General features: G+C 67.9%; 18 protein-coding genes. 4 read left to right on the forward strand and 14 right to left on the reverse strand.

The genetic code is table 11. The features are described from left to right. Positions 1-66: 66 nt before the first annotated feature. Positions 67-1,248, reverse strand: coding sequence for a putative acyl-CoA thioester hydrolase (locus D588_RS0123050; RefSeq protein WP_017917670.1), 1,182 nt, complete (start codon positions 1,246-1,248; stop codon positions 67-69). Between the two features lie 413 nt (positions 1,249-1,661). Here D588_RS0123050 and D588_RS0123060 point away from each other — a divergent pair, with 413 nt between their 5' ends. After that, positions 1,662-3,344: a diguanylate cyclase gene (locus tag D588_RS0123060; protein WP_017917672.1), complete on the forward strand. Its 1,683-nt coding sequence runs from the start codon at positions 1,662-1,664 to the stop codon at positions 3,342-3,344. Continuing rightward, entirely contained in the window at positions 3,341-4,297 is a 957-nt protein-coding gene (locus D588_RS0123065; protein ID WP_232764351.1) for a hypothetical protein, read from the forward strand. The genes D588_RS0123060 and D588_RS0123065 overlap by 4 nt, the downstream gene beginning before the upstream one ends. A 155-nt stretch (positions 4,298-4,452) precedes the next feature. Here the strand turns inward: D588_RS0123065 and D588_RS0123070 are convergent, their stop codons facing one another. Genes D588_RS0123070 through yidD form a run of 3 tightly spaced genes read right to left on the reverse strand, consistent with a single transcriptional unit; the run spans position 4,453 to position 6,922 of the window. Further along, positions 4,453-5,316: a M23 family metallopeptidase gene (locus D588_RS0123070; protein WP_017917674.1), complete on the reverse strand. Its 864-nt coding sequence runs from the start codon at positions 5,314-5,316 to the stop codon at positions 4,453-4,455. Beyond that, positions 5,316-6,650 (reverse strand): dihydroorotase, encoded by a 1,335-nt coding sequence (locus D588_RS0123075; protein ID WP_017917675.1) that lies wholly within the window; start codon positions 6,648-6,650, stop codon positions 5,316-5,318. The genes D588_RS0123070 and D588_RS0123075 overlap by 1 nt, the downstream gene beginning before the upstream one ends. Next, positions 6,650-6,922: a membrane protein insertion efficiency factor YidD gene (yidD, locus tag D588_RS0123080; protein WP_026144024.1), complete on the reverse strand. Its 273-nt coding sequence runs from the start codon at positions 6,920-6,922 to the stop codon at positions 6,650-6,652. Before yidD ends, D588_RS0123075 begins: the two co-directional genes overlap by 1 nt. A gap of 114 nt (positions 6,923-7,036) precedes the next feature. Here yidD and dksA point away from each other — a divergent pair, with 114 nt between their 5' ends. After that, positions 7,037-8,167 carry an RNA polymerase-binding protein DksA gene (gene dksA, locus D588_RS26945; RefSeq protein ID WP_081613637.1) on the forward strand — a complete coding sequence of 377 codons (1,131 nt, stop codon included), beginning with the start codon at positions 7,037-7,039 and terminating at the stop codon, positions 8,165-8,167. 253 nt (positions 8,168-8,420) lie between these two features. Here dksA and D588_RS0123100 read toward each other — a convergent pair whose 3' ends face one another. The 9 genes from D588_RS0123100 to D588_RS0123140 form a co-directional block, all read right to left on the reverse strand. After that, positions 8,421-9,095, reverse strand: a complete 675-nt coding sequence (locus D588_RS0123100) for a hypothetical protein (protein WP_026144025.1) — start codon at positions 9,093-9,095, stop codon at positions 8,421-8,423. A gap of 69 nt (positions 9,096-9,164) precedes the next feature. Further along, the gene (locus D588_RS0123105) at positions 9,165-10,010 is read right to left on the reverse strand and encodes a hypothetical protein (RefSeq protein ID WP_017917678.1); all 846 of its coding nucleotides are present in this window, start codon (positions 10,008-10,010) and stop codon (positions 9,165-9,167) included. A 328-nt stretch (positions 10,011-10,338) separates the two neighbouring features. Further along, the gene (locus D588_RS0123110) at positions 10,339-10,725 is read right to left on the reverse strand and encodes a hypothetical protein (protein WP_017909791.1); all 387 of its coding nucleotides are present in this window, start codon (positions 10,723-10,725) and stop codon (positions 10,339-10,341) included. A 70-nt stretch (positions 10,726-10,795) separates the two neighbouring features. Then, positions 10,796-11,644, reverse strand: a complete 849-nt coding sequence (locus D588_RS28685) for a hypothetical protein (protein WP_051067907.1) — start codon at positions 11,642-11,644, stop codon at positions 10,796-10,798. 111 nt (positions 11,645-11,755) lie between these two features. Next, complete coding sequence (locus D588_RS0123120) at positions 11,756-13,564, reverse strand: PQQ-binding-like beta-propeller repeat protein (protein ID WP_232764352.1); 1,809 nt, start codon at positions 13,562-13,564, stop codon at positions 11,756-11,758. Further along, the gene (locus tag D588_RS0123125; protein WP_232764353.1) at positions 13,464-14,342 is read right to left on the reverse strand and encodes a hypothetical protein; all 879 of its coding nucleotides are present in this window, start codon (positions 14,340-14,342) and stop codon (positions 13,464-13,466) included. The genes D588_RS0123120 and D588_RS0123125 overlap by 101 nt, the downstream gene beginning before the upstream one ends. A gap of 49 nt (positions 14,343-14,391) precedes the next feature. Next, on the reverse strand, positions 14,392-15,012 hold the full coding sequence (locus D588_RS0123130; protein ID WP_232764354.1) for a hypothetical protein: 621 nt from the start codon (positions 15,010-15,012) through the stop codon (positions 14,392-14,394). Between the two features lie 29 nt (positions 15,013-15,041). Continuing rightward, a complete protein-coding gene (locus D588_RS0123135) occupies positions 15,042-17,234 on the reverse strand; it encodes a peptidase domain-containing ABC transporter (RefSeq protein ID WP_017917683.1) in 2,193 nt (730 codons plus the stop codon). Then, positions 17,231-18,301 carry an HlyD family efflux transporter periplasmic adaptor subunit gene (locus D588_RS0123140; protein WP_226977844.1) on the reverse strand — a complete coding sequence of 357 codons (1,071 nt, stop codon included), beginning with the start codon at positions 18,299-18,301 and terminating at the stop codon, positions 17,231-17,233. The genes D588_RS0123135 and D588_RS0123140 overlap by 4 nt, the downstream gene beginning before the upstream one ends. Positions 18,302-18,892: 591 nt before the next feature. Here D588_RS0123140 and D588_RS0123145 point away from each other — a divergent pair. Next, positions 18,893-20,005 carry an alpha/beta hydrolase gene (locus tag D588_RS0123145; RefSeq protein WP_026144027.1) on the forward strand — a complete coding sequence of 371 codons (1,113 nt, stop codon included), beginning with the start codon at positions 18,893-18,895 and terminating at the stop codon, positions 20,003-20,005. A 124-nt stretch (positions 20,006-20,129) separates the two neighbouring features. On the opposite strand, the gene D588_RS0123150 is transcribed toward D588_RS0123145, so the two are convergent. Beyond that, positions 20,130-20,803: MFS transporter (locus D588_RS0123150; protein WP_017917686.1), on the reverse strand; the 674-nt coding region annotated here is incomplete at its 5' end.

Below are 20,803 nucleotides of genomic sequence, written 5' to 3' on the forward strand. Positions count from 1 at the left end.
AATTCCACTGAACAACGTGGTGGGTTTACACAGCTAGAGCCCGCCCGCCCACCGCGCCGGCATGCCTCAGGGCGCGCTGCCGGCGCCGCTGTTGGCGTACTCGTAGAAGCGATTGGCCGAGGTGCTGCAGTTGCTGCTGCAGTAAGGACGGCCGATGGTCGAGGCGTTCCATGGCGCGCTCTTGCGGATGTGCCCGCCCAGCGTCGAGTCGCGGATCACCACCTTGCCGTTGGGCGAGGTGCCGTCGACGTAGTTGGACAGGCTGCCCACGCTCTCGTCCCAGGCCCGGCCCAGCCACACCGTGCCGCTGCCCGGGTTGCCGACCGCATCGAAGGTGCTGCCGATCGCCAGGAAGCCGTAGCTGCTGCCCGGGCGGGTACTGGGCGCGAAGATCACCCCGCCGTCGGCGGCGCCGCGGCGCGCGGCGGTGTAGCGGATGGTGCTGCCGGCGAACACCGCCACGCCCGAGCCGAAGATGAAGTCGGTGTCGCCCTCGATGGTGCCACCCTTGAAATAGGCGCGGATCACCGTGTTGGCGCTGCCGGCGCTGACCAGCAGGGTGTCCTGGTTGCCGGTCAGCACCACGTTCTCCAGCACTGCCTTGTCGCCGCGCAACGCCAGCGCCACCGCCGACTGGTTGCTGCCGCTGTAGGTGCCCTCGACATAGCTGTTGACGATCGCCAGGTTGCGCGCCTGGAACTGCGCCGCGCGCACGGTGACGGTGCCGCTGTCGGAGGTGCCGACGGTGCTGCTGGCGGCGTTGCTGGCGCACGGATGGGTGGCGCTGCCGGTGGGTTTCGGGGTGGGGTTGGCGTTGCCGAAACGGATCGTGGTGCTGGCCGGGCTGCCGCCGAGGCCGAACAGCGTGAGCGGCGGCGCCGCGGCGGGCACGCACACCACTTCGGTATAGGTGCCCGGCGCCACGCTGATGTAGCGGCGCATGCTGCCACCGGCGGCGACCGCGGCGTCCACCGCGGCCTGCACGGTGCGGTAGCGGGTGCTGCCGTCGGCGGCCACCGCGTAGTCGGCCTGCAGCAGCGCGACGCCGGCGCTTGGATCCCAGTTGTCGGTGACCAGCGCGCCGATCGGTCCGGCCTGGGCCAGGTGGCGGGCGACGGTCTGGTTGGCCGCCTCGCTGCTGGTCAGTTGCGGGCGCGACGCGGTTCCGGTCAGCGCCGGGGCATCGGTGACGACCCCGGCCGCCAGGGCGAGGGTGGAGGAAAGCAGCAACCAGCGCGATACGGTCATGGGAAGCCTCCGCTCAAGGATAAGGGCCCGCGGCAACGCTTGGAATGATACCGGTGTCATCCGGTCGCCTGATCCGGCGTCGTCAGCGGACCGGCGATGGTAGGGGCGTTCGCCCGTCGATGCCGGCCGATGTCGCAGCCAGAGCTCGGTTATGTCGCTTCCATCACGATCGCGGATCCGCCGCACGCGCGGCGAGGCGGTTGGCATGGGCGTGGAGGGCGATTTCCAGGCCGAAAGGCGACGGCTGCAGGTGTTCCAGACCCGGCGGCGGCGGACGGTCGCCGCACTGCGGCATGGATCTGCGCGCGGTGTGCCGACCCTGAGTGGTGGCGTGACGGGGTCGTGAATTTGGATACGAGCGGCGCCGCGACGTGCGCTACGCTCGACGCGGATCTCATCTGGAAGCCCGTCGATTGAAGCGCCTGTGCCGTTGGTGCTGCCTGTTGCTGTGCCTGGGGCTGGTCGGGTCGGCGCTGGGGCAGGAACTGTTGTTGCAACGGCTGGCCGCCGACCCTCCGGCATCGGAGGTGGTGGCGGGGCGTGACGATGCCGCGTTCGCCGATGCCGGCCATGGTGCGATCCTGTACGAGCGCAGCAAGCAGCCCACCTGGTGGCGGATCCGTGCCGACCGTGCGATCGGTCGCGACGGCCAGCCGCAACTGGTGTTGCAGTCGCCGTATCTGACCCGGGTCGAGGCCTGGGTGCCGGGGCGCACCGGGCCGACCCGGCACGCGATCTACGGCGCCGACGCCGACCTGCGCTACTCCACCCGGGCCCTGGTGATCGCCTTGCCGCAGGGGTCGCCGGCCGGTGCCTCGATCTGGCTGCGGGTGCACGCGCCGGCGGCGATGCCGATGCCGGTAGGCATCGCGCCGCTGGCGCAGGTGCAGCGCGAGGATCTGCACTATGTCGGCTGGCGCGCCTTCATCCTCGGCTCGACCGCGGTGCTGGCGATCCTGGCGATCGCGTTGTGGGCGCGTCTGCGCGAGCCGATCTACGGCTACTTCACCGCCAACGTGATGTGCGTGCTGCTGTACCTGCTCGGCCTCGGCGGCGAGGCGCGCGCGGTGCCGGGCCTGGCCAGCGTGTTCGCGTCCTCGCCGACGCCGATGCGCATCGTCGCCGCGCTCGGCGGCTTCTTCATCATCACCTTCCAGCGTCGGCAACTGGAGATGCGCCGGCAACTGCCGCGGCTGGACCGGGTGCTGCGGCTGTGCGCGTGGTTCCTGCTCGGCATCGCCGTGGCCTGCCTGCTGTCGGACGCGGCGGTGCTGAGCGTGCTGGGCAATCTCGGGCTGATCGTCGGTGCGGCGCTGCTGCTGCCGTGTTGCCTGCTGCTGGCCTTGCGCGGGCAACGCTACGCCTGGCCGCTGCTGGCTTCGTGGACGCCGCTGTGGATGCTGTGCGTGCTGCGCTGCCTGGAACTGACCGGGTGGTTGCGCCTGGACGTGGCCGCGCCGGTGCTGGCGCATGGCATCAGCCTGGCGCTGGCGATCTCCTGCCTGCTGGTGACCTTCGGTCTGGCCGAGCAGATCCTGGAACTGCGTCGCGACCGCGACCGCGCCAGCCGCATGGCGACGGTGGACGAACTCACCGGCCTGCTCACCCGCGCGGCGCTGCAGCAGCGCCTGGCCGAGGCAATGAAGGACGCCGCGCGCCACGCGCAGCCGCTGGCGCTGGCCTACATCGACATCGACGATTTCAAACGCATCAACGACGTCCATGGGCACGCCGGCGGCGACGCCTGCCTGCGCTGGGTCGCCGCCTGTGCGCGGGCACGCCTGCGCAGCAGCGACACGCTCGGCCGCCAGGGCGGCGACGAGATGCTGCTGCTGATGCCCGGCGCCACCCTGGAGGCCGCGCGGCGCGTGGCCGAGGACATCCGCCAGCACGTCGCCGCGCAGCCGCTGCCGCGCGAAGGCCAGGCGCTGTCATGCACGCTGAGCGTCGGCGTGGCGCAATGGCAGCGCGGCGAGAGCGTGGCGGCGCTGTTGCAGCGGGCCGATGCCGCGCTCTACGCCAGCAAGGCCGCCGGCCGCAACCGCGTCAGTGTTTCCCCATCCACCGCGTCACCCACCAAGGAGCCTCAGCCATGACTGCACAGCCCGCTTTGCCCGCGTTCGCTCCCGATCAGTTGCAGGTCGGCGACATCCTGTTGCAACTGGGCTGCGGCCCGGTCTCCGAACTGATCGCCTGGTGCGGCGACAGCATCTACAGCCATGCCGCCATCGTCGCCGATCAGGGCGATCTGATCGAGGCGGCGGCCAGCGGCGTGCGCCGCTATCCGCTGTCGCAGCGGCTGACCGACACCACCAACTACCTCATCATCGACGCCTACCGGCCGCTCAGCTACGCCTGCGTGGCGCTGGACGACGCCGATCGCGCCAGCGTGCTGGCCAAGGCGCAGTCGCTGCTGGGCGTCCCGTACCCGCTGGACAGCCTGGCCACGCTCGGCCTGCTGGTCGCCATCCGCGGCAAGTGGCCGCAGCACTGGCTGGCGCGGATCGTGGTGCGCGAGGCGCTGGACCATCTGGTCCGCGACAACCCCTCGCACATGGTGTGCAGCGAAGTGGTATACCGCGCGCTGGCCGAATGCGATGCGACGCCGCCGGGCCGGCTGGCGCCGCAGATCGTGCTCAGCGGGCCGACCCATATGCCGTTCCCGCACCTGGACTGGAAGGCGTTGTGGGAGGAAGTGTGGCAACTGCTGCATCCGCACCGGCAGCAGGCGCTGGGCGATATCGCGCAGCGCCTGGCGGCGGTGGAGGGCGCACCAGCCAGCCTGGCCGCCTCGGCGCTGACCACGGTCGCCGACGACGACCTGCTCAGCCGCGCCAACGCTGTCCGCGCCGGCCTGGGCCTGCCGCCGCTGGCGCCGGTCACCGATCAGGTGGAAGACAACGGCAGCCTGCTGCGCGAAGCCGGCGAAGAAGCGCCGGGCGCGCCGTTGCCGCATCCCAATCCCAAGCTGGTCATGCCGCTGGATCTGGCCAACAGCCCCTCGCATGTGGTGCTGGGGCGCCTGCTTGAGGTGCCCACGTCGGCGTAGCTGAAAGGCTGCGCCCGTACCCTCATCCGCCCCTTCGGGGCACCTTCTCCCGAGGGGAGAAGGGAGAGCGCTTGCCCCTCTCCCATTGGGAGAGGGGCGGGGTGAGGGTGCTGCCTCCCGGCCACGCGCGCCAACGCACCTGACCCACCAGCCCTTTACTGCTGCTTTGTCCGCTCCAGTACCAACAGTGGATCGATGCGCACATCGAACCAATTCATCCCCCAATGCAGATGCGGCCCGGTCGCACGACCCGTGGCACCCACTGCGCCGATCACCTGGCCCTGGGCGATGCGGTCGCCGACTTTGACGTCGATCCGCGACAGGTGCAGGAAGTTGGAGCTGACGCCATAGCCGTGATCCAGCAGCACGGTGCCGCCGGTGAGGTACAGGTCGGGGGCCGCGAAGGTGATCACGCCGGCGGCCGGGGCCTTGACCGGGGTGCCGGTGGGCACGGCGATGTCCATGCCGGAATGCCCGGCGCCGGGCTGGCCGTTGTAGACCCGGGCGTTGCCGAAGCGGCCGCTGATGCGGCCCTGCACCGGCCAGATGAAGGGCGCGGCGAAATCGGTGCGCGGGTCGTCGCGGTCGCGCGCGGCGGTGACCTGGGCCTGTTCGCGCTTGATCCGCTCGGCGATTGCCGGCGGTGGGTTCACCGTCTTCGGCGGCACCCCGTTGACCTGTTCCAGCGGCCAGTCGCGCGGCGTCACCGCGATCTCGACCGTCTCGGTCCCGCCATCCGGGCGCTGCACGGCGATGCGCAGCGGACCGCGCTCGTCGCGGCCGATGCCGAACACCACGCTGCCGTAGTCGCTGACCCGCAGGGTGCGTCCGGCGTACTGCACGTGGCTGCCGGGCGCGACCTTGCCGATCACCAGCGCGCCCTGCGAGGCGCTGCGCGGGAACACGCTGCGCGCTTCGGCGCCGGCCGTGGCCGGCGTCTGCGCGTGCAGCGCCGGGGCGAGCGGTGCGGTCAGCAGGACCAGCGCTAGTGCGGCGCCGGCCACCAGGGCGCCGCGCATCAGCGGTCGAACGCCAGGCGCTGCCCGTTGGGGGTGCCGACCAGGCGGGTCCCGTCCCAGGCCAGCACGCCGTTGACCCAGGTCGCGGCGATCCTGGAGCGGAAGCTGCGGCCTTCGAACGGCGACCAGCCGCACTTGGACAGCACGTCCTCGCGGCGCACGGTGAACGCGGTGTCGTCGATCAGCACCAGGTCGGCGTGGTAGCCCTCGCGCAGGAAGCCGCGTTCGTGCACGTCGAACAGCAGCGCCGGCGCGTGCGCGAACTTGTGCACCACCTGGGCCACGCTGAGCCGGCCCTCGTGGACCAGCTCCAGCGCCGCGACCAGCGCGTACTGCACCAGCGGCAGGCCGGACGGCGCCTGCGCGTACGGCTTGCTCTTCTCTTCCCAGGTGTGCGGGGCGTGGTCGGTGGCGAGCACGTCGATCACGTCCTCGGCGATCGCGCGGATCAGCGCCTCGCGGTCGCGGGCGTCCTTGATCGCCGGGTTGCACTTGATCAGGTTGCCGAGCGTGGCGTAGTCGGCGCGGTCGAAGCGCAGGAAATGGATGCAGGTCTCGGCGGTGATGCGCTTGCCCTGGATCGGGCCGGGGGTGAACAGCGCCAGCTCGTCGGCGGTGGAGATGTGCAGCACGTGCAGGCGGGTGCCGTGCTTCTTCGCCAGCGACACCGCCAGCTGCGAGGACTTCAGGCAGGCCTCGCGCGAGCGGATGTCCGGGTGCATGTCCGGGGTCAGCGCCTCACCATACTTTTCCTTGAACGCCGCCAGGGTCGCATCGATGGTCGGGGTGTCTTCGCAGTGGGTGATGATCGGCGTCGGCGCGTCGCGGAAGATCGCGTCCAGGGTCTGCGGGTTGTCGACCAGCATGTTGCCGGTGGAGGCGCCCATGAACACCTTGATGCCGGGCGCGGTCTTCGGGTCCAGGGTCTGGATCGCGGCCAGGTTGTCGTTGCTGGCGCCCAGGTAGAAGCCGTAGTTGCCCCAGGCGCGGCCGTGCGCGGCGTCGTACTTGGCCTGCAGCGCGGCGGCGTCGAGCGTCGGCGGATTGGTGTTGGGCATGTCCATGAAGCTGGTCAGGCCGCCGGCCACCGCCGCCGCCGATTCGGTGGCGATGTCGCCCTTGTGGGTCAGGCCGGGTTCGCGGAAGTGCACCTGGTCGTCGATCATGCCGGGCAGCAGCCAGCGCCCGGCGGCATCGACCACGGTCTCGCCCTCGCGCGCGGCCAGCTGCGGGGCGATCGCGGCGATGCGGCCGTCGGCGATGCGCAGGTCGCCCTGGGTTTCGCGGCCTTCGTTGACCAGGCGCGCGTTGACGATCAGTGTGGAAGCGGACATCAGTGTTTTCCTTGGCAGCGGCAGGGTGGCGGCGCCGTGGGGTCGGGCACCGGGTCGAACCCGCCAGGATGGAAGGGGTGGCAGCGGCCGACGCGGCGGGCGGCCATCCAGCCGCCGCGCAATGCGCCGAAACGGGCGATGGCGGTCACCGCATACGCCGAGCAACTGGGCACGAAACGACAGCGCGGTCCCAGCAGCGGGCTGATGAAGCGCTGGTACAGGCGCAGCAGGGCGATGAGAGCGCGGGCGATCACATCACCATGATATGCCACTGTGCTGGACTAGGCGGGTCGCTCGGCGTATACGCCGCGTTGTTGCCGCGGGGGGTAGGGTAGGCTATAAAGGCCCGCTTTCCCGGGCCCCGGGAAGACCAAGGAAGAGCGTTCGTGGCTGCTAAAAAACCTGCAAAGAAGGCCGTCCAGGCCGCCAAGAAGCCTGCCAAGCCCGTCGCCAAGAAAGCGACGGTGTCCGCCGCCAGCAAACCGCTGAAGAAATCCGCGCCTGCGAAGTCGGAAGCCAAGGCCGCGCCGGCCAAATCGGCCAGCAAGGCCGTGGCCAAGAAGCCGGCGGCCAAGCCGGTCGCTGCGGCGCCGGCCAAGTCCGCTCCTGCCAAGAAGGCCCCGGCCAAGAAGGCGCCTGCCAAGCCGGTCGCCCCGGCCAAGGCCGCCGTCAAGCCAGCGCCCGCCGCCAAGCCGGCAGCGAAGACGCCAGCGGCCAAGCCTGTGGCCAAGACCGCGGCCGCTCCCGCCAAATCCAAACCGGCCACCGCCTCTGCCGCACCTGCGGTGACCACCTCCGTACCGAAGCCGGCGCCCAAGCCGGCTGCGGCCAAGCCTGTCCCGGTCAAGCCCGCCGCGCCTGCCGCAGCACCGGCCCCCAAGCCCGTTGCCGCCAAGTCCGCCGCGCCGTCGACCCCGCCACAAAAGAATCCCGTGTCCGTTTCGAAATCCTCCGCGAAAACCCCCACCAAGTCCGAATCCACCCCGAAGGCGCCGGTCGCCAAGCCCACCGGCAAGGTCGCCGTGGCCGTGACCGCCAAGTCCAACACCCCGGCCAAGCCGGCCAAGTACAAGGTGGTCGAGTACAAGACCGACGACGCCACCGGCCGCCCGATCCTGCCCAAGGGCTACAAGCCGGCGGCGGACGAGGAGTACATGAGCGCGCTGCAGCAGGAGTACTTCCGCCAGCGCCTGCTCACCTGGCGCGCCGACCTGGTCGAGGAATCCAAGCAGACCATCGAGAACCTGCGCGACGAGGTCCGCGACATTGGCGACGAAGCCGAGCGCGCCACCCGCGAGACCGAGAACTCGCTGGAACTGCGGACCCGCGACCGCTACCGCAAGCTGATCGGCAAGATCGACAGCACCCTCAAGCGTCTGGATGCCGGCGACTACGGCTACTGCGTGGACACGGGCGAGGAAATCGGCCTGGAGCGCCTGGAAGCGCGTCTGACCGCCGAGCGCACCATCGACGCGCAGGAGCGCTGGGAGCACCTGCAGAAGCAGCAGGGCGACTGAGCGATCACCGCCTTCAATGCGTCAAGGCAAGGCCCCGCTCACGCGGGGCTTTGCGTTTTGGTCACCTCATCGCCGGTCTAGGCAGTTCGCCTGTCGGCGATGCCGCACGCCGCGGAGGCGATGCCGCCTCCCCAAATCGGCCCCGCGGCATCGACGTGATGCTCGGCCATGGGCCGATCCTGCTGCTGGGCCACCTGCGGCTGTGCGGGTGATGCGTCGAGGTGGCTGTCCCTCAGCATGGGCGGCGGCGCCTTCAGCGCACCCCGTTGACCAGAGCGCTTTTCGCGTCCTTGACGAGATCCAGGCCGAGCGGACTGAAGTTGTAAAGGTCCTCCTTGGTGGCTGCGATGTTCAGCCCGACGATGGCCGAGGTGTCCGGATCCACATCCACGGCCAGCGGCATGGCGGCGAACTGCACATAGTCTCGGCTGGCGTTCCATTGCGCATTGCCACCGATCGCCTGGAGGAGGCGATCGATGTGGGTGCCGACCGGCTGGCCGAGCAGGTCGAAGGGCAGGGGAACTTTCAGATCGGCGAAGGCGATTAGGTTGATGACACGGTCATTACGGAAGCGTAAGGCCAGCTGACTGTAGACGAGCGTGCCAACCGGACGCGGATGCCGAGCCAGTTGCGCTTTGAAATCGCGCGGGTACAGGTACATCACGCTGAGCGTGTCCGGATGCTCGGCATCGTCGCGGGTGATGTCAGGCTGGCCGAGTAAGGCCAGGACCTGTTGCTTGTGCATGCCAAGCGCGACCGGGCCGATGTGCGTGCATGGAGCGGGTAGGGTGGACGCATTACTGGAGGCAGCGAAGGCCTGGTGGAGCCCGCGGGTACAGGCAGCGGCGTCGTTGCCGGTGGCGTTGGCCTGTGCGACGGCCATGCCGAATACAAGGATGCCGAACAGCGAAAAGGAGCGGTGTGGCATGGGGCATCTCCGGTGGTGGATCGCGCGTGGGCGAGGCCGGGAGCGCTCCCGGCCCCGCCCAAGGATGAATTAGTGGTTGTTGGGATCCCAGCCTTCGCGGTGCCCGTAGGCGGTGATGAACGCGTTGCGCTGGTCGCTGTTCAACGATGACCACTGATCGGACGGATTCAGGCCCGAATTGGTGGTGATCGTGGTGATCATCTCCGAGGTCGGATTTTCGCTCGGCGGCGACCAGCTGGTGATGAGGTCACTCAGCGTGGCGGTGCCACCGGCGTTGTTGTTGAGGCGGTCCATGTTGGCCGCCGCGGCGTCCAGACCGGCTTGCGGGCTGGAGAAGATCGCAAAGCCGCGGTCGTCGCCGAGCGTGCCGTGATTGTCCGCGAACGTGCCGGAGCGGATGTCGAGCGGGTTGTTGTCACGGTTGGGATGGGTGCCGGTGACATCATGCGTGGTGCCATCGGCCGCGGTATAGGTCACCGTGGTGCCGCTGGCCGACGCGGACGTCGCGGGCTTGTCGTTGCTGCCGGCACCGTCGCCATCGCTGCCATCACCGTCGCCACCGTCGCCGTCTCCGTCGCCACCATCACCGTCGCCACCGTCGCCTTCACCGCCTTCGCCTCCCTCGCCACCTTCTCCTCCCTCACCGCCTTCGCCTCCTTCACCGCCTTCACCGCCTTCACCGCCCTCGCCACCGCCCTCCGATTCGACCGGTGCGATTTCGTCGCTGATGGCCATCTGGGCCGTCGTAGTCTTGTGCATCGCCATGTGGTGATGGTGATGGGTCTTGGCTTTGGCGTGGTGGGTTTTCTTGTGCGCCTTGGCGTGGTGAATCGAACTGGACAACGGATGCGCGCCGATGGATGTGCGCGTGCCGCCTGCAACCATATCGATTTCGATGATATCGAGCGTTCTCATGTTGATCCTTGAACAGAGGTGCGGGAAAAGCGCCGTTCCCGCTTCGGCTGATCCGTTGCGCGCGGCGTGGCCGACGATCGGATCGGTTCATGCTGCGTGCGGCACGTCCCAGGGCGCGGGCAGGGCGTAGGCCCGGTCTTGCGCGTGGGGAGGCGTTCGAACGCAAGAAACGTGGAGCATGCGGCTGCGCCAGGCGACAAGGACGACGCCGCCATGTCGCACGCTGCGCCGCGCGTGGGCTGCAACACCAGGGCGAACCGCGGGAGCGGGCACCGTGCGGTTCCCCGCACTGCGTCCTGCAGCAATGGCGTCAGCGCCTATCCGGCGGCTACATCTGCTGGGTGGTCGTCGCCCCCTCGCTGGAGCACACCAAGGCCAGCTCCAGGCGGCGGACCGTCCAATGCGACGGGGTATCCATCGTCCCGGTCGCATGGACGTGATAGGACGGGCAGTCGGCATCCTCCTCCGGGTTGTTCTTGATGTCGCAGTTGCCTTCGATCAGGAAGGCGTTGCTCCCTTCGGCGCCGGTGCGAACAAATTTCAGCGCAGGACAGTCCGCGAACAGCCTCGACAGGACGATGTCGTTCTTCAGCACATAGGCGATCGCCTGTTCTCCGCCTGCGTGAGACGAGGCTTGCTTCGCCTGCGACGATCCTTGCACGGCGACGGCGAGCGCCAGGGTCATGCAGATGCGCGGTAACCAGAAAGACTTCATACGCAGAGCTCCGATGGGCGATTGTCTCCCGGGCTGGCGTGCGCCGGCCCGGGAGAGGGTGGGGTGCGTGTTACTTGAAGACGCTGATGTGGACGTGGGTGGTGTCGCTGGTCTCGCGGCTGGCGGCGGTCCAGTCCGCGGTGGGACTGGAGCGGATGAAATTGCCCGCAGGGCCTTCCACGTAGCTCACGTTGGGATTGGCCATCGCCGCATTCTCCAGCGCCTGGGCGTTCTGGAGGCCTTCGCCGCTCGTCCCGACATGGACGTCGTTGATGATGTTGATGTCGACGGCGTTGCCCGTGTAGTGGGCGGAATTGGGGTTGTGGCTGCCGTTGGTCGTGGCCGAGATATCGATGCTGTCGACGCTCTGGTCGCCGTCGAGCACCGAGCCCAGGGTCGAGGCCATTTTGGAGGTGACCGGGTTGTTGCTGCTCGAGCCGTCCTGGGTGTTCTGGTAAGTGATCGAGACCGTCCTGCCATCGGACGTCGTATGGCTGCTGCCTATGCTGGTATCGGCCGGGCCGTTGCCGTCGGCATCGTCGCCGTCGTCGTAACCGCCGCTGCCATCGCCTTCGCCGCCTTCGCCTCCCTCACCACCTTCACCGCCTTCACCGCCTTCGCCTCCCTCGCCTCCCTCGCCACCTTCACCTCCCTCGCCACCTTCACCGCCTTCCCCTCCCTCTCCGCCTTCGCCGCCCTCACCGCCTTCACCGATCGGTTCGACCTCTTCCATCCGTGCCATCTGCATGGTCGCGGACTTGTGCATCGCGGCGTGGTGGTGATGGATCCTGGCCTTGGCGTGGTGGGTCTTGTTGTGCGCCTTGGCATGGTGGATCGAACTGGACAGCGGGTGTGCGCCGATCGATGTGCGCGTCCCGCCTGCGACCAGGTCGATTTCGATGATATCGAGTGTTCTCATGGTGATCCTCGAACAGGTATGCGGGGAAGAGGCCGTCCTCGCTTCGGCTGATCCGCGTACGCGACGAAGGCGCCGCATGCGTGGACCGATCCCGTTCACGCGTGCCGCACGTCAGGATGCGGCGAGGGCGGGGCACGCGGACTGCGCGTGCACGTCGCTCAGGCGCTCAAAGGCATAGAGATGGTTCATGTAGGTGGACACGTAGATGCGCCGTTCGTCAGGCGAGATCGCGACACCGTTGGTCACTGCGTCGGGCAACTGCAGCACGCCCACGGTTTCGAGCGTGTCGATGTCGATCTCGACGACGCGGCCGCCGTTGCTGCCGACGATCACCCGGTTGCCGATCCGCTTGGGCGAGGCGTACACGCGCGAGCGCAGGTTGATCTTCTTGATCAGTTGCATCGTGTCGATGTTGATCACGTACAGATGGCGGTCGCCCGAGCCACAGAACAGCTTGTTGCCGGCGAACAGCGGCGTGGTGTAGCAGATTTCGTCTGTCTGCCACTCGCCACGCTTTTCGCCGGTGGCGACATCCAGCACGTAGATGGACTTGTCGAACGAGGCGAAGGCGGTCAGCCCGCGACGTTCGTCCACCGCCGGCGCGTACTTCACCGAGCGCCGCGTCTTGAAGCGCCAGGCGATGCGTCCTGTCCTGGCGTCGAGCGCGAGCGTCTCATGGTCCGCGCTGCCCCAGATCACCAGGTCGCCGCCTTCCCAGTAACCGGGCGATCCGTGCTGCAGCTTCTGCACCTGGTGCTCCCAGATCTTTTCGCCGGTGTCCATCGCATAGGCGGCGAGGCTGCCCTGCGCCCATGGGCGGACATATTCGATGCCCACGTACATCAGCTTGTGGCGCGGCACCAGCAGCGGCGAAGCCCCGACCCAGTCGCCGTCCGGATGTGTCCAGATCTCCTCGCCGCTGGCCGCATTGAGGCAGTAGACGGTGCCGTTGTACGCGCCGAAGTACAGGCGTCCGTCATGGTAGGCGGGGCAAGACCAGATGCCCTTCTTGGTGTACGCCGCACCGGTCACCGGGTATTCCCAGACCAACCCGCCGGTCTCGGCGGAGAACGCCTGCATCTTGGCGGCGTCGCAGCCGCGGTAGATCATGTCGCCGACCAGCAGCGGCGCGGACTTGGGGACCACGTGGAAGGCGAAGCCGCCCGGCGTCGCCGTCCGCCAGAGTTCGCGATACGCCTGGGTGGGATGCGGCGCGCTTTGTTCCGGCGGCAGGTCGAAATCCTTGAGCGTGAACAGTGTTTGCACCGAGATCGCGTGCGTCTTGCGCCACTGCATGCCGGCCTTGGACAGGAAATCGACCACCACGAACACCTCGTCGAGCGCGTGTCCGGCCGCCGCAATCACCGCACGCGCCTTCTCGGCGCTGTTGCCGGAATTGAGCGAGTCGTCGACCAGCACGATGGGCAGGTCGAGCACATCGCCCTCGATGGCGTTGCCCATCCCCGTGGTCTTGCGATCCTTGCGAATGATGAAGCCGTTGACCGGGCCGCGTTCTTTGGGGGCGGTCAACAGCAGCGCGGTGAGCAGCGGGATCGCCGCGGTTTCCAGGCCGCCGAGCTGGAAGGGTGGGCGCGCGGCGTTTCGCTCCCAGAACGCTTCGGCGATCTGCTCGAGCGCAGCGCGTCGCATGAACACCCGGCGCAGATCGAACAGCCAGAGGTAGGAGCCACCCTTCTTGGTGATGAGGGGGATGTTCTCGGCGCTGGTGTGCAGGCCGACGGTCTGGATCAGGTCCCGAAGCGATTGCATGGTCATCGTGCAGCCCTGCTGGGAATGGGAGGATGTGGGTGATGGCGGATCAGGGAGACGCCGGAGCGTCGACCGAGCCGAGATAGCGCTCCACGGCCGGTCCCCAGATCGTGGAACCTCCGTGGCCGAAGAACAGGTGGTGACCGTCATCGCCGAAGGCGGCCGGCGTCACCAGGACGGCATGGCCGCCTGCCTCGGTGAAGGCGCGATGCAGCGACGCGGCGAGTTCAGGCCCGAAGAAGCTGTCGTTGGCCGTGTAGATCCACAACATCGGCGTGGTGGCCTGTTGGCCGAACGTGGTGGCTGCCGCGATCAGCCTGTCAGGATGGCAGTTGCTGTTGGGCCGGTCGTGGAAGTGGCCGCCGCGCCCGCCGGCCATGTTGACGAATGCGCCGACGTTGGGATGCGGCAGGGTCTCGTACGCCAACGTGCCCCAGCCGCCCGCCGACTGGCCGACCACGACGGCGCCGGTCGGGCTGTAGTCGGGCAGCGCGGTCAGGACGTCCACGATGCGTTTGAGCTGGCGTGCGGTTTCCAAGCCGGCCTTGACGTAGTCGGCGCGGTCGCAGCCGTCATAGCCCTCGCTCCAGGGACCGCCGGTGGCGCCGTAGCCGAGGCGCAGGACCAATGCCACGGCGTAGTGGCGTCGCAGGAACCAGCGCACCGATTCGCCATCGCAGGTTTCCAGCGTCATGCCGGGTCGATCGGATGCCTTGGCCGGTGAGCCGTGTGCGATGACCACGACTCGCGGGCGGCGGACACCGACAGGGCGGCACAGCCGTCCCTGCAAGGTCCAGGGATGTCCGTCCGGATCGGCGATGGGGATCTGCAACGGTTCACCAAGATCGGCACGCGTGCCGCCGAAACCGCTCGCCGAGGCGATGCAGGGCGCCATGGCGCATGACAGCAGTGCGGTCGTGGTCAACATGCAGCGCAGGCAGGCAGACGACATGGTGGATGTTCCCGGTGGGTCGGTATCAGCGCCGGACGCGCCGCATATGGAAGGTAATGGTCGAGCACAGCGTCGGGCACTCCCGCGCCGGGGCACGCGAGGCACGGGTGACGGCGCCATCGAACAACACCAGCCGACCAGGACGCGGGCGGATCGAGATGCACTCGCGCGCAGTGTCGTAGAACACGGTTTCACCCGCCCAGTCGTCTTTCCATTCGGCGCTGGCATAGAGCAAGGCGACACGCTCCTGATCCGACGGCTTGGCGTAGTGATGCGCCACGCCGTCCTGTCCATGCGTGTGGCCGGTCACGTAGGCGCGGACCAGGCCGTAGTCCTGCGCCAGGTTGTCCTTGATCTGCGTCCAGAGTTCATGCAGCGGTTCCATGCCCGGAGTTGCGGCGAGGACGTCGTCGTGGATCGCACGCTCGTGCGCTTTGCGGCTGCCGCACAGATGGATATGCCAGGACGGCGCGGCGTCGCCGAGCAATCCTGGATAGATGCCGTAGGACCAGCCGCCGCGACCGCGCAGCAGTTCCGGCAGATGCTGGACTTCGACGAAATTGTTGACGACTTGCAGGGACGACGCTTCCGGCGCTGACACGATGGCGACCTCACGTTGGCGATACGGGATGGGACGATGTGGCACGGCGAACTGGCCGCCGTGCCGGCGGCAAGCTATGAGGTGACGGGCGCGCGTGGCGCATGCGCCGCAGGCTGGCGCGTGCGGACTGCTCCTTCGTGCAATTCGATGACGCGATCGGCGTGCGCGATCGTTTCGGGGCGGTGCGCGATGACGATGCGGGTGATGTTCAGGGCCTTGATCGCCTGGTTGAGCTGGCGTTCCAGCGCCAGATCCAGATGGCTGGTCGCCTCGTCCAGCACCAGGATGTGCGGGCGCCGGTACAGCGCGCGCGCCAGGAACAGGCGTTGTTGCTGGCCGCCGGAGAGCGAGGATCCCATGTCGCCGACCAGGCTGTGGTAGCCCATCGGCATGGCCATGATGTCCTCGTGTATGCCGGCCAGGCAGGCGGCCTCCTCGATGTCCTGCGGCGTGGCGAGTACGTCGAACATGCTGATGTTCTCGGCGATCGAACCGGTGAACAGATGGTCGTCCTGCATCACGCTGCCGGTGATCGCGCGGTAGCGGGACTTGCCGAGCCGGCGCAGATCGAGGCCACCGATCTCGATCGCGCCCTGTTGCGGATCGAGCAGGCCGAGCAGTACTCTCACCAGGGTGCTCTTGCCGCACCCGGATGGGCCGACGATGGCGACCGATTCGCCTGCCTGCACCGCAAAACTGCACTCGCGCAGGATCCAGGGCTCGCCTTCGGCATAGCGGAAGCTGACCTTGTTGAAGGCGATGCTGGGCTGCGGCAGCGGACCCGCGTGCTCGCTGGTGGCGTGGGCCTCGGGTGGCGTCAGTACGATGTCGGCCAGTCTTTCGGCCTGCAGACGCAGCATGCGCAGTTCGATCGCATAGTCGACCAGGCTGGCGACGCGGCTGCTGAACTGGTCTCCGTAGGCCACGAAGGCGGTCAACATGCCGACGGTGAACTGGCCTTTCAATCCCAGCCAAGCACCCAGCCAGAGCACGCCCAGGCGCTGCGCGCCTGCCGCCAGGTTCTGCAATGCGGTGAACAGCATGTCCAGGCGTTGCACGGCGATGGACGTGTTCAGCGTGTCGGTCGCAGCGTTGAGGTAGCGCGCGGTCTGCTCGGCCTCCTGGTTGTTCAGGCGGATCGTCTGCACGCCGCGGACCGCCTCCAGGAATCGGCTGTGCTGCTTGGCGGTGACGGTGATCTGGCTGAGGTTGGCCTCGCGGTAGACGCGGAAGTACAGCAGCCGAAGTGCCGCATACACGGCGACCGCACCGAGGACGATGGCCGACAGCAATGGGCTGTAGACGAACAGCACGACCAGGGTGACGCTGGCGAGCAGCCCGTCGAGCAGGATCTCGACGAAGCGGGTGGTGAGCGTCTGCTGGATCGTGTCGATCGCACCGAAGCGGGACACGATGTCGCCGAGATGGCGCGTGCCGAAGTAGGACTGCGGCAGACGCAACAGATGCTGGAACACATTACCGGTCCAGCCGAGGTTGAAGTGCGTGCTGAGCCACATCACGGTCCAGCTGCGCAAGGCCGAGACGAGTGTTTCGAGCACGATCAGCAGTGCGAAGCTCAGGCCGAGGAACGTGAGCAGGTCGTGGTCGCCATCGGCGATCACCTGATCCACCACAAGTTGCATGAACAAGGGCGCCAGGAGCGCGAAGACTTCCAGGACCAGGGCCAGCCCGAAGATCTGCGCCAGTCCGCGGCCCAGGCCCTGCACCGAGCCGGCGAGCGCGCGCAGCGACACCGGCGGCGTCTCGCGCTGGCGCTGAAAGGTCGGCCCTCTGGAAAACTCGATTGCCACGCCGGTGAAGTGCCTGCCGACGTCGCTCATGCTCAAGTTGCGCACGCCGACCGCGGGGTCGTGTACGACGATCCCGTGCTTGCCGACGCTGCGCAGCACCACGAAGTGATCCATGTCCCAGTGCAGCACGCAGGGCGTCTGTAACTGACCGAGCTCTTCCAGGTCCAGCCGAAGTGGCCGGCATTGCAGCCCAAGCGCATGCGCGATCTCGATCAGGCGTCGCGCGGTCATGCCCTTCAGCGACAGACTGAAGCGGCGTCGCAGCGCGGGCAGATCGGTATGGTGTCCGTGATAGCCGGCGATCATCGCGATGCAGGCCAGGCCGCACTCTGCGGCTTCGGCCTGCAGCACGTTTGGCAGGACGCGCGTACGCCAGAAGCGCAGTTTCGCGGCGCGCGCGTCCTGCGCGCTCGCAGTCTGTGCCGTCGTGCCGTGATGCGTGGGGGCCGCGTTCACGCGCCACTGCTCCAGCGATGGCCCATGCCGTACAGCGGCTCGAAGATCCATTCGACGATCCGGCGCCGGTCCAGCAACATGTCCGCGTCCAGCGCCATGCCCGGGCGCAAGGGTTCCTTGCGTCCATATGCTTCGACGTTCTGATCCGCCAGATCCACGCGGGCCAGGTACAGGGGGTCGGAGGAGGGCGGATTGCCGCCGCCGAGCAGCAAGGTGACTTCGCCCGGCGTCAGTGCGCTGCGCGAGACGCTGCGCACCACGCCGTGGTGCAGGCCGAATTTCTGGTAAGGGAATGCCTGGTAATGCAGGGTGACCTGGATGCCCGGATGGACGAAGCCGACCGCCTGGCTGGGAACCAGGATCTGCGCCTGCAGGGTCGAGCCGTCCGGGACGATGGCGAGCAGCGGTTGGCCAAGTGCGACCGAAGCGCCGGGTTTGACCAGCAAGGTGGAGACGGTGCCGCTGGCCGGCGCACGCAGTTCGCTGGCGCGTGCCGCTTCGTTCTGCGCAAGGGTCTGTTCGACCTGCGCGAGTTGCCGGCGCAGGTCGTTGAGCTTGGCGGACACGGCCAGTGGCAGTTGGGTCAGTTGATCGTTGAGGACGCTCAGTTGCTGCTGCGTACTGGCGCGTTGCTGCTGCAACGACCTCAGCTGCGACTCGTCGGCGAGCAACGCCGATTGCTCCTGCTCGACCTGCAGCGCCGGGATGTAGCCACCGGCGACCAGGCCCGACCACTTGTCCACCAGCTCCTGCACCAACTGCATCTGTTTTTTCTCGATGGCGATCTGCGCATCGATTTGAACCAGTTGCTCCTTCAGTGCGGATTGCTGCGTGCGGTTGTCCTCTGCCTGCTTGTCCTGCAACTGCAGGGTATCGCCGATGTCCTGGCGCAGGCTGCCGGCCTGGCGTTGCAACTGCGCGCTGACGCTGGCCGCCGTGTTGCCGAGTGCCTTGCTGGTGTGCTCGCCCGACAGCGAGACCAGGACCTGTCCGCTCGCGACCCGATCGCCTTCGGCGACGCCGACGTGATCGATCACGCCGAGCGTATTGGCGGTCAGGCTGATCAAGCCCGCGCGCGGAACCAGGAGTCCGGTGACATGGACGCGCTGGGTGTAATAGCCAAAGAAGAGCCACAGCACAATGGCGGCGGCCATGCCGAGGGCGACGAAGGTCCAGGCCCGGGTCGAAAGCGGCGTTGCCAGTCGTACCGTCCCCAGCCATGCCTGGCTTCGGGCGTCCACTGCCGCGTCACGGAAAAGCGAATGTTCCATTCGGCTGATTCCATCCGTGTTTCATATGGGGGCGCGCGTTTCGATGCGCGTCCATTTTTCATAAGTGGGGTGACACTTAATTTGGAGGAGATAATTTCGGAGGCTTCTTTCGTCTTCCTTTCTGTGTTTTCGGACTTTCCATCTTTTCTGCAAAATGCGTTCTATCGGTGCTGGCTGGTGGGAAAGTAATTCAGAAAAACCAGTTGTTTGTGATCGTAATTTCAGTGCCGTGCGTGGCTTTGGAGAGGCTTTAAATGTGCCTGTCATGACGGTGTCGCATAATGGCGACTGTGGTATATCGCCATGTCGACGCCGACAATCAATGTCACTGCTTGAAAATTATTTCCATTATGTATCCTCGCTCAGTTCGATAGCGGAGCGTCGCACTTGAACGGTCATTCCAACGTGGCCGGATCGGGTGCGCGCAAACGCCGCCGTCGTTGGCGCTGGCCGATCCTGATCGCCCTGTCACTGCTGGCGGTCGTTGCGCTGGGGCCGCGGGTCAGCGTGGCCTTGCCGCAGGTGGCGGCGCCGGCGGTGCCGCAGGATCCGCTGGCGCTGCAGGCCTGGATCGATGCGCGCGAACGTGCCACGCCGGGGCTGCGCCCGGACAACCAGGCGCGGATCGTCTGGGCCGATCCGGCGCATCCCGGGCGCCGCGCGTGCGCCATGGTCTATCTGCATGGCTTCACCGCCAGCCAGGGCGAGGGCGCGCCCACCCACGTGCGGCTGGCGCGCAGCTTCGGCTGCAATCTGTATCTGCCGCGCCTGCCCGGGCACGGCCTGGTCGCAGCCGATGCGCTGCGCGGCGTCGATGCCGGCCGCCTGCTCGCGGGTGCGGCCGAGGCGCTGGCGGTGACCCGGGTGCTGGGCGACCGGGTGGTGGTGATCGGCAATTCGATGGGCGGTGCGCTGGCGACGCAGGCGGTGGCGGCGAATCCGCGCCAGGTGCAGGCGCTGGTGCTGTGGTCGCCGCTGGTGCGCGAGTACGGCGATCAGCTGCAGCCGATGTTGTGGCCGTGGGGCGCGCAGTTGCTGGCGTGGACGCACAACGGTGGCGATCCGATCCTGCGCTATCCGGTCGACAGCGCCTACTGGGCCGACGCCACGCACCTGGACGGCTACCGCGCGCTGGCGGCGCTGACCCGCGGCGGCATGCGGCCGGCGACCTATGCGCGGATCCATGTGCCGGTGTTCCTGGGCTACTACTATCGCGATCCGCAGCACCAGGACCGCACGGTGTCGGTGGCGGCGCTGCAGGCGATGTTCAAGCAGTTGGGAACGCCACCGGCCTTGCGTCAGGCAGTGGACTTTCCTGGGGCGGACAATCACGTGCTGGCCTCGCCGATCCGCTCGCACGCCGTGCCGGCGGTGTTCGCCGCCACCTGCCGGTTCCTGGCGGGGCAGGGCGGCCTGGTGCAGCCGGCCGGCGTGCCGGATTGCGCGCATGCCTGGGCCGACGACGAGGCGCAGGCGCGCGCGGCGACCGCCGCGCGCTGAGCGCGGCCGTTTGCGGCGAATGAAAGGATGACTGGCGCGGTGCGCACGCGCCGGCGCCAGGATGCGTGATGCACGACCGGGTCGGGCTGTCTCGCGTCCGACCCACGCGCGCCGTCAGCCAGGCCTATTGCAGGTCGCGCAGATCCAGGTTGCGCAGCTTGGGCGCTTTCCAGCTGGTGACGCCGACCACGCCCAGGGTCACGCAGCCGCCAAGCACCACGGCGGGCACCAACCCGATCAGTCGCGCCATGACACCGTCGTAGAACGCGCCCAGTTCGTTCGACGAGCCGATGAAGATGCCGTTGATCGAGGAGACGCGGCCGCGCATCGCGTCCGGCGTGGCCAGTTGCAGGATGGTCGAACGCACGATCACCGAGACGCCGTCGCACATGCCGTAGGCGAGCAGGATCGCCGCCGACAGCCAGAAGTGCCGCGACAACCCGAAGGCGATGGTGCACAGGCCGAAACCGGCCACTGCCAGCAGCAGCACGCGTCCGGCATTGCGCTGCAGCGGGTGCCGCGCGAGCCACACGCCGACCAGGATCGAGCCCAGCGCCGGGGCGCCGCGCAGGATGCCCAGGCCCTCGGGACCGTAGTGCAGGATGTCGTGGATGAAGGCCGGCAGCATCGACACTGCGCCGCCCAGCAGCACCGAGAACATATCCAGGGCCATCGCGCCGAGCATGATCTGGTTGGAGAACACGAACTGCGCGCCTTCGGCGATGCTGCGGAAGATCGGTGCGCGCGGGCCTTCGTGGACCGGCTCGGACACGCGCAGCAGCCACAGCGCCAGCAGCG

The sequence above is a fragment of the Xanthomonas sp. SHU 308 genome (assembly GCF_000364645.1).
In the GTDB taxonomy this organism is placed as follows: domain Bacteria; phylum Pseudomonadota; class Gammaproteobacteria; order Xanthomonadales; family Xanthomonadaceae; genus Xanthomonas_A; species Xanthomonas_A sontii.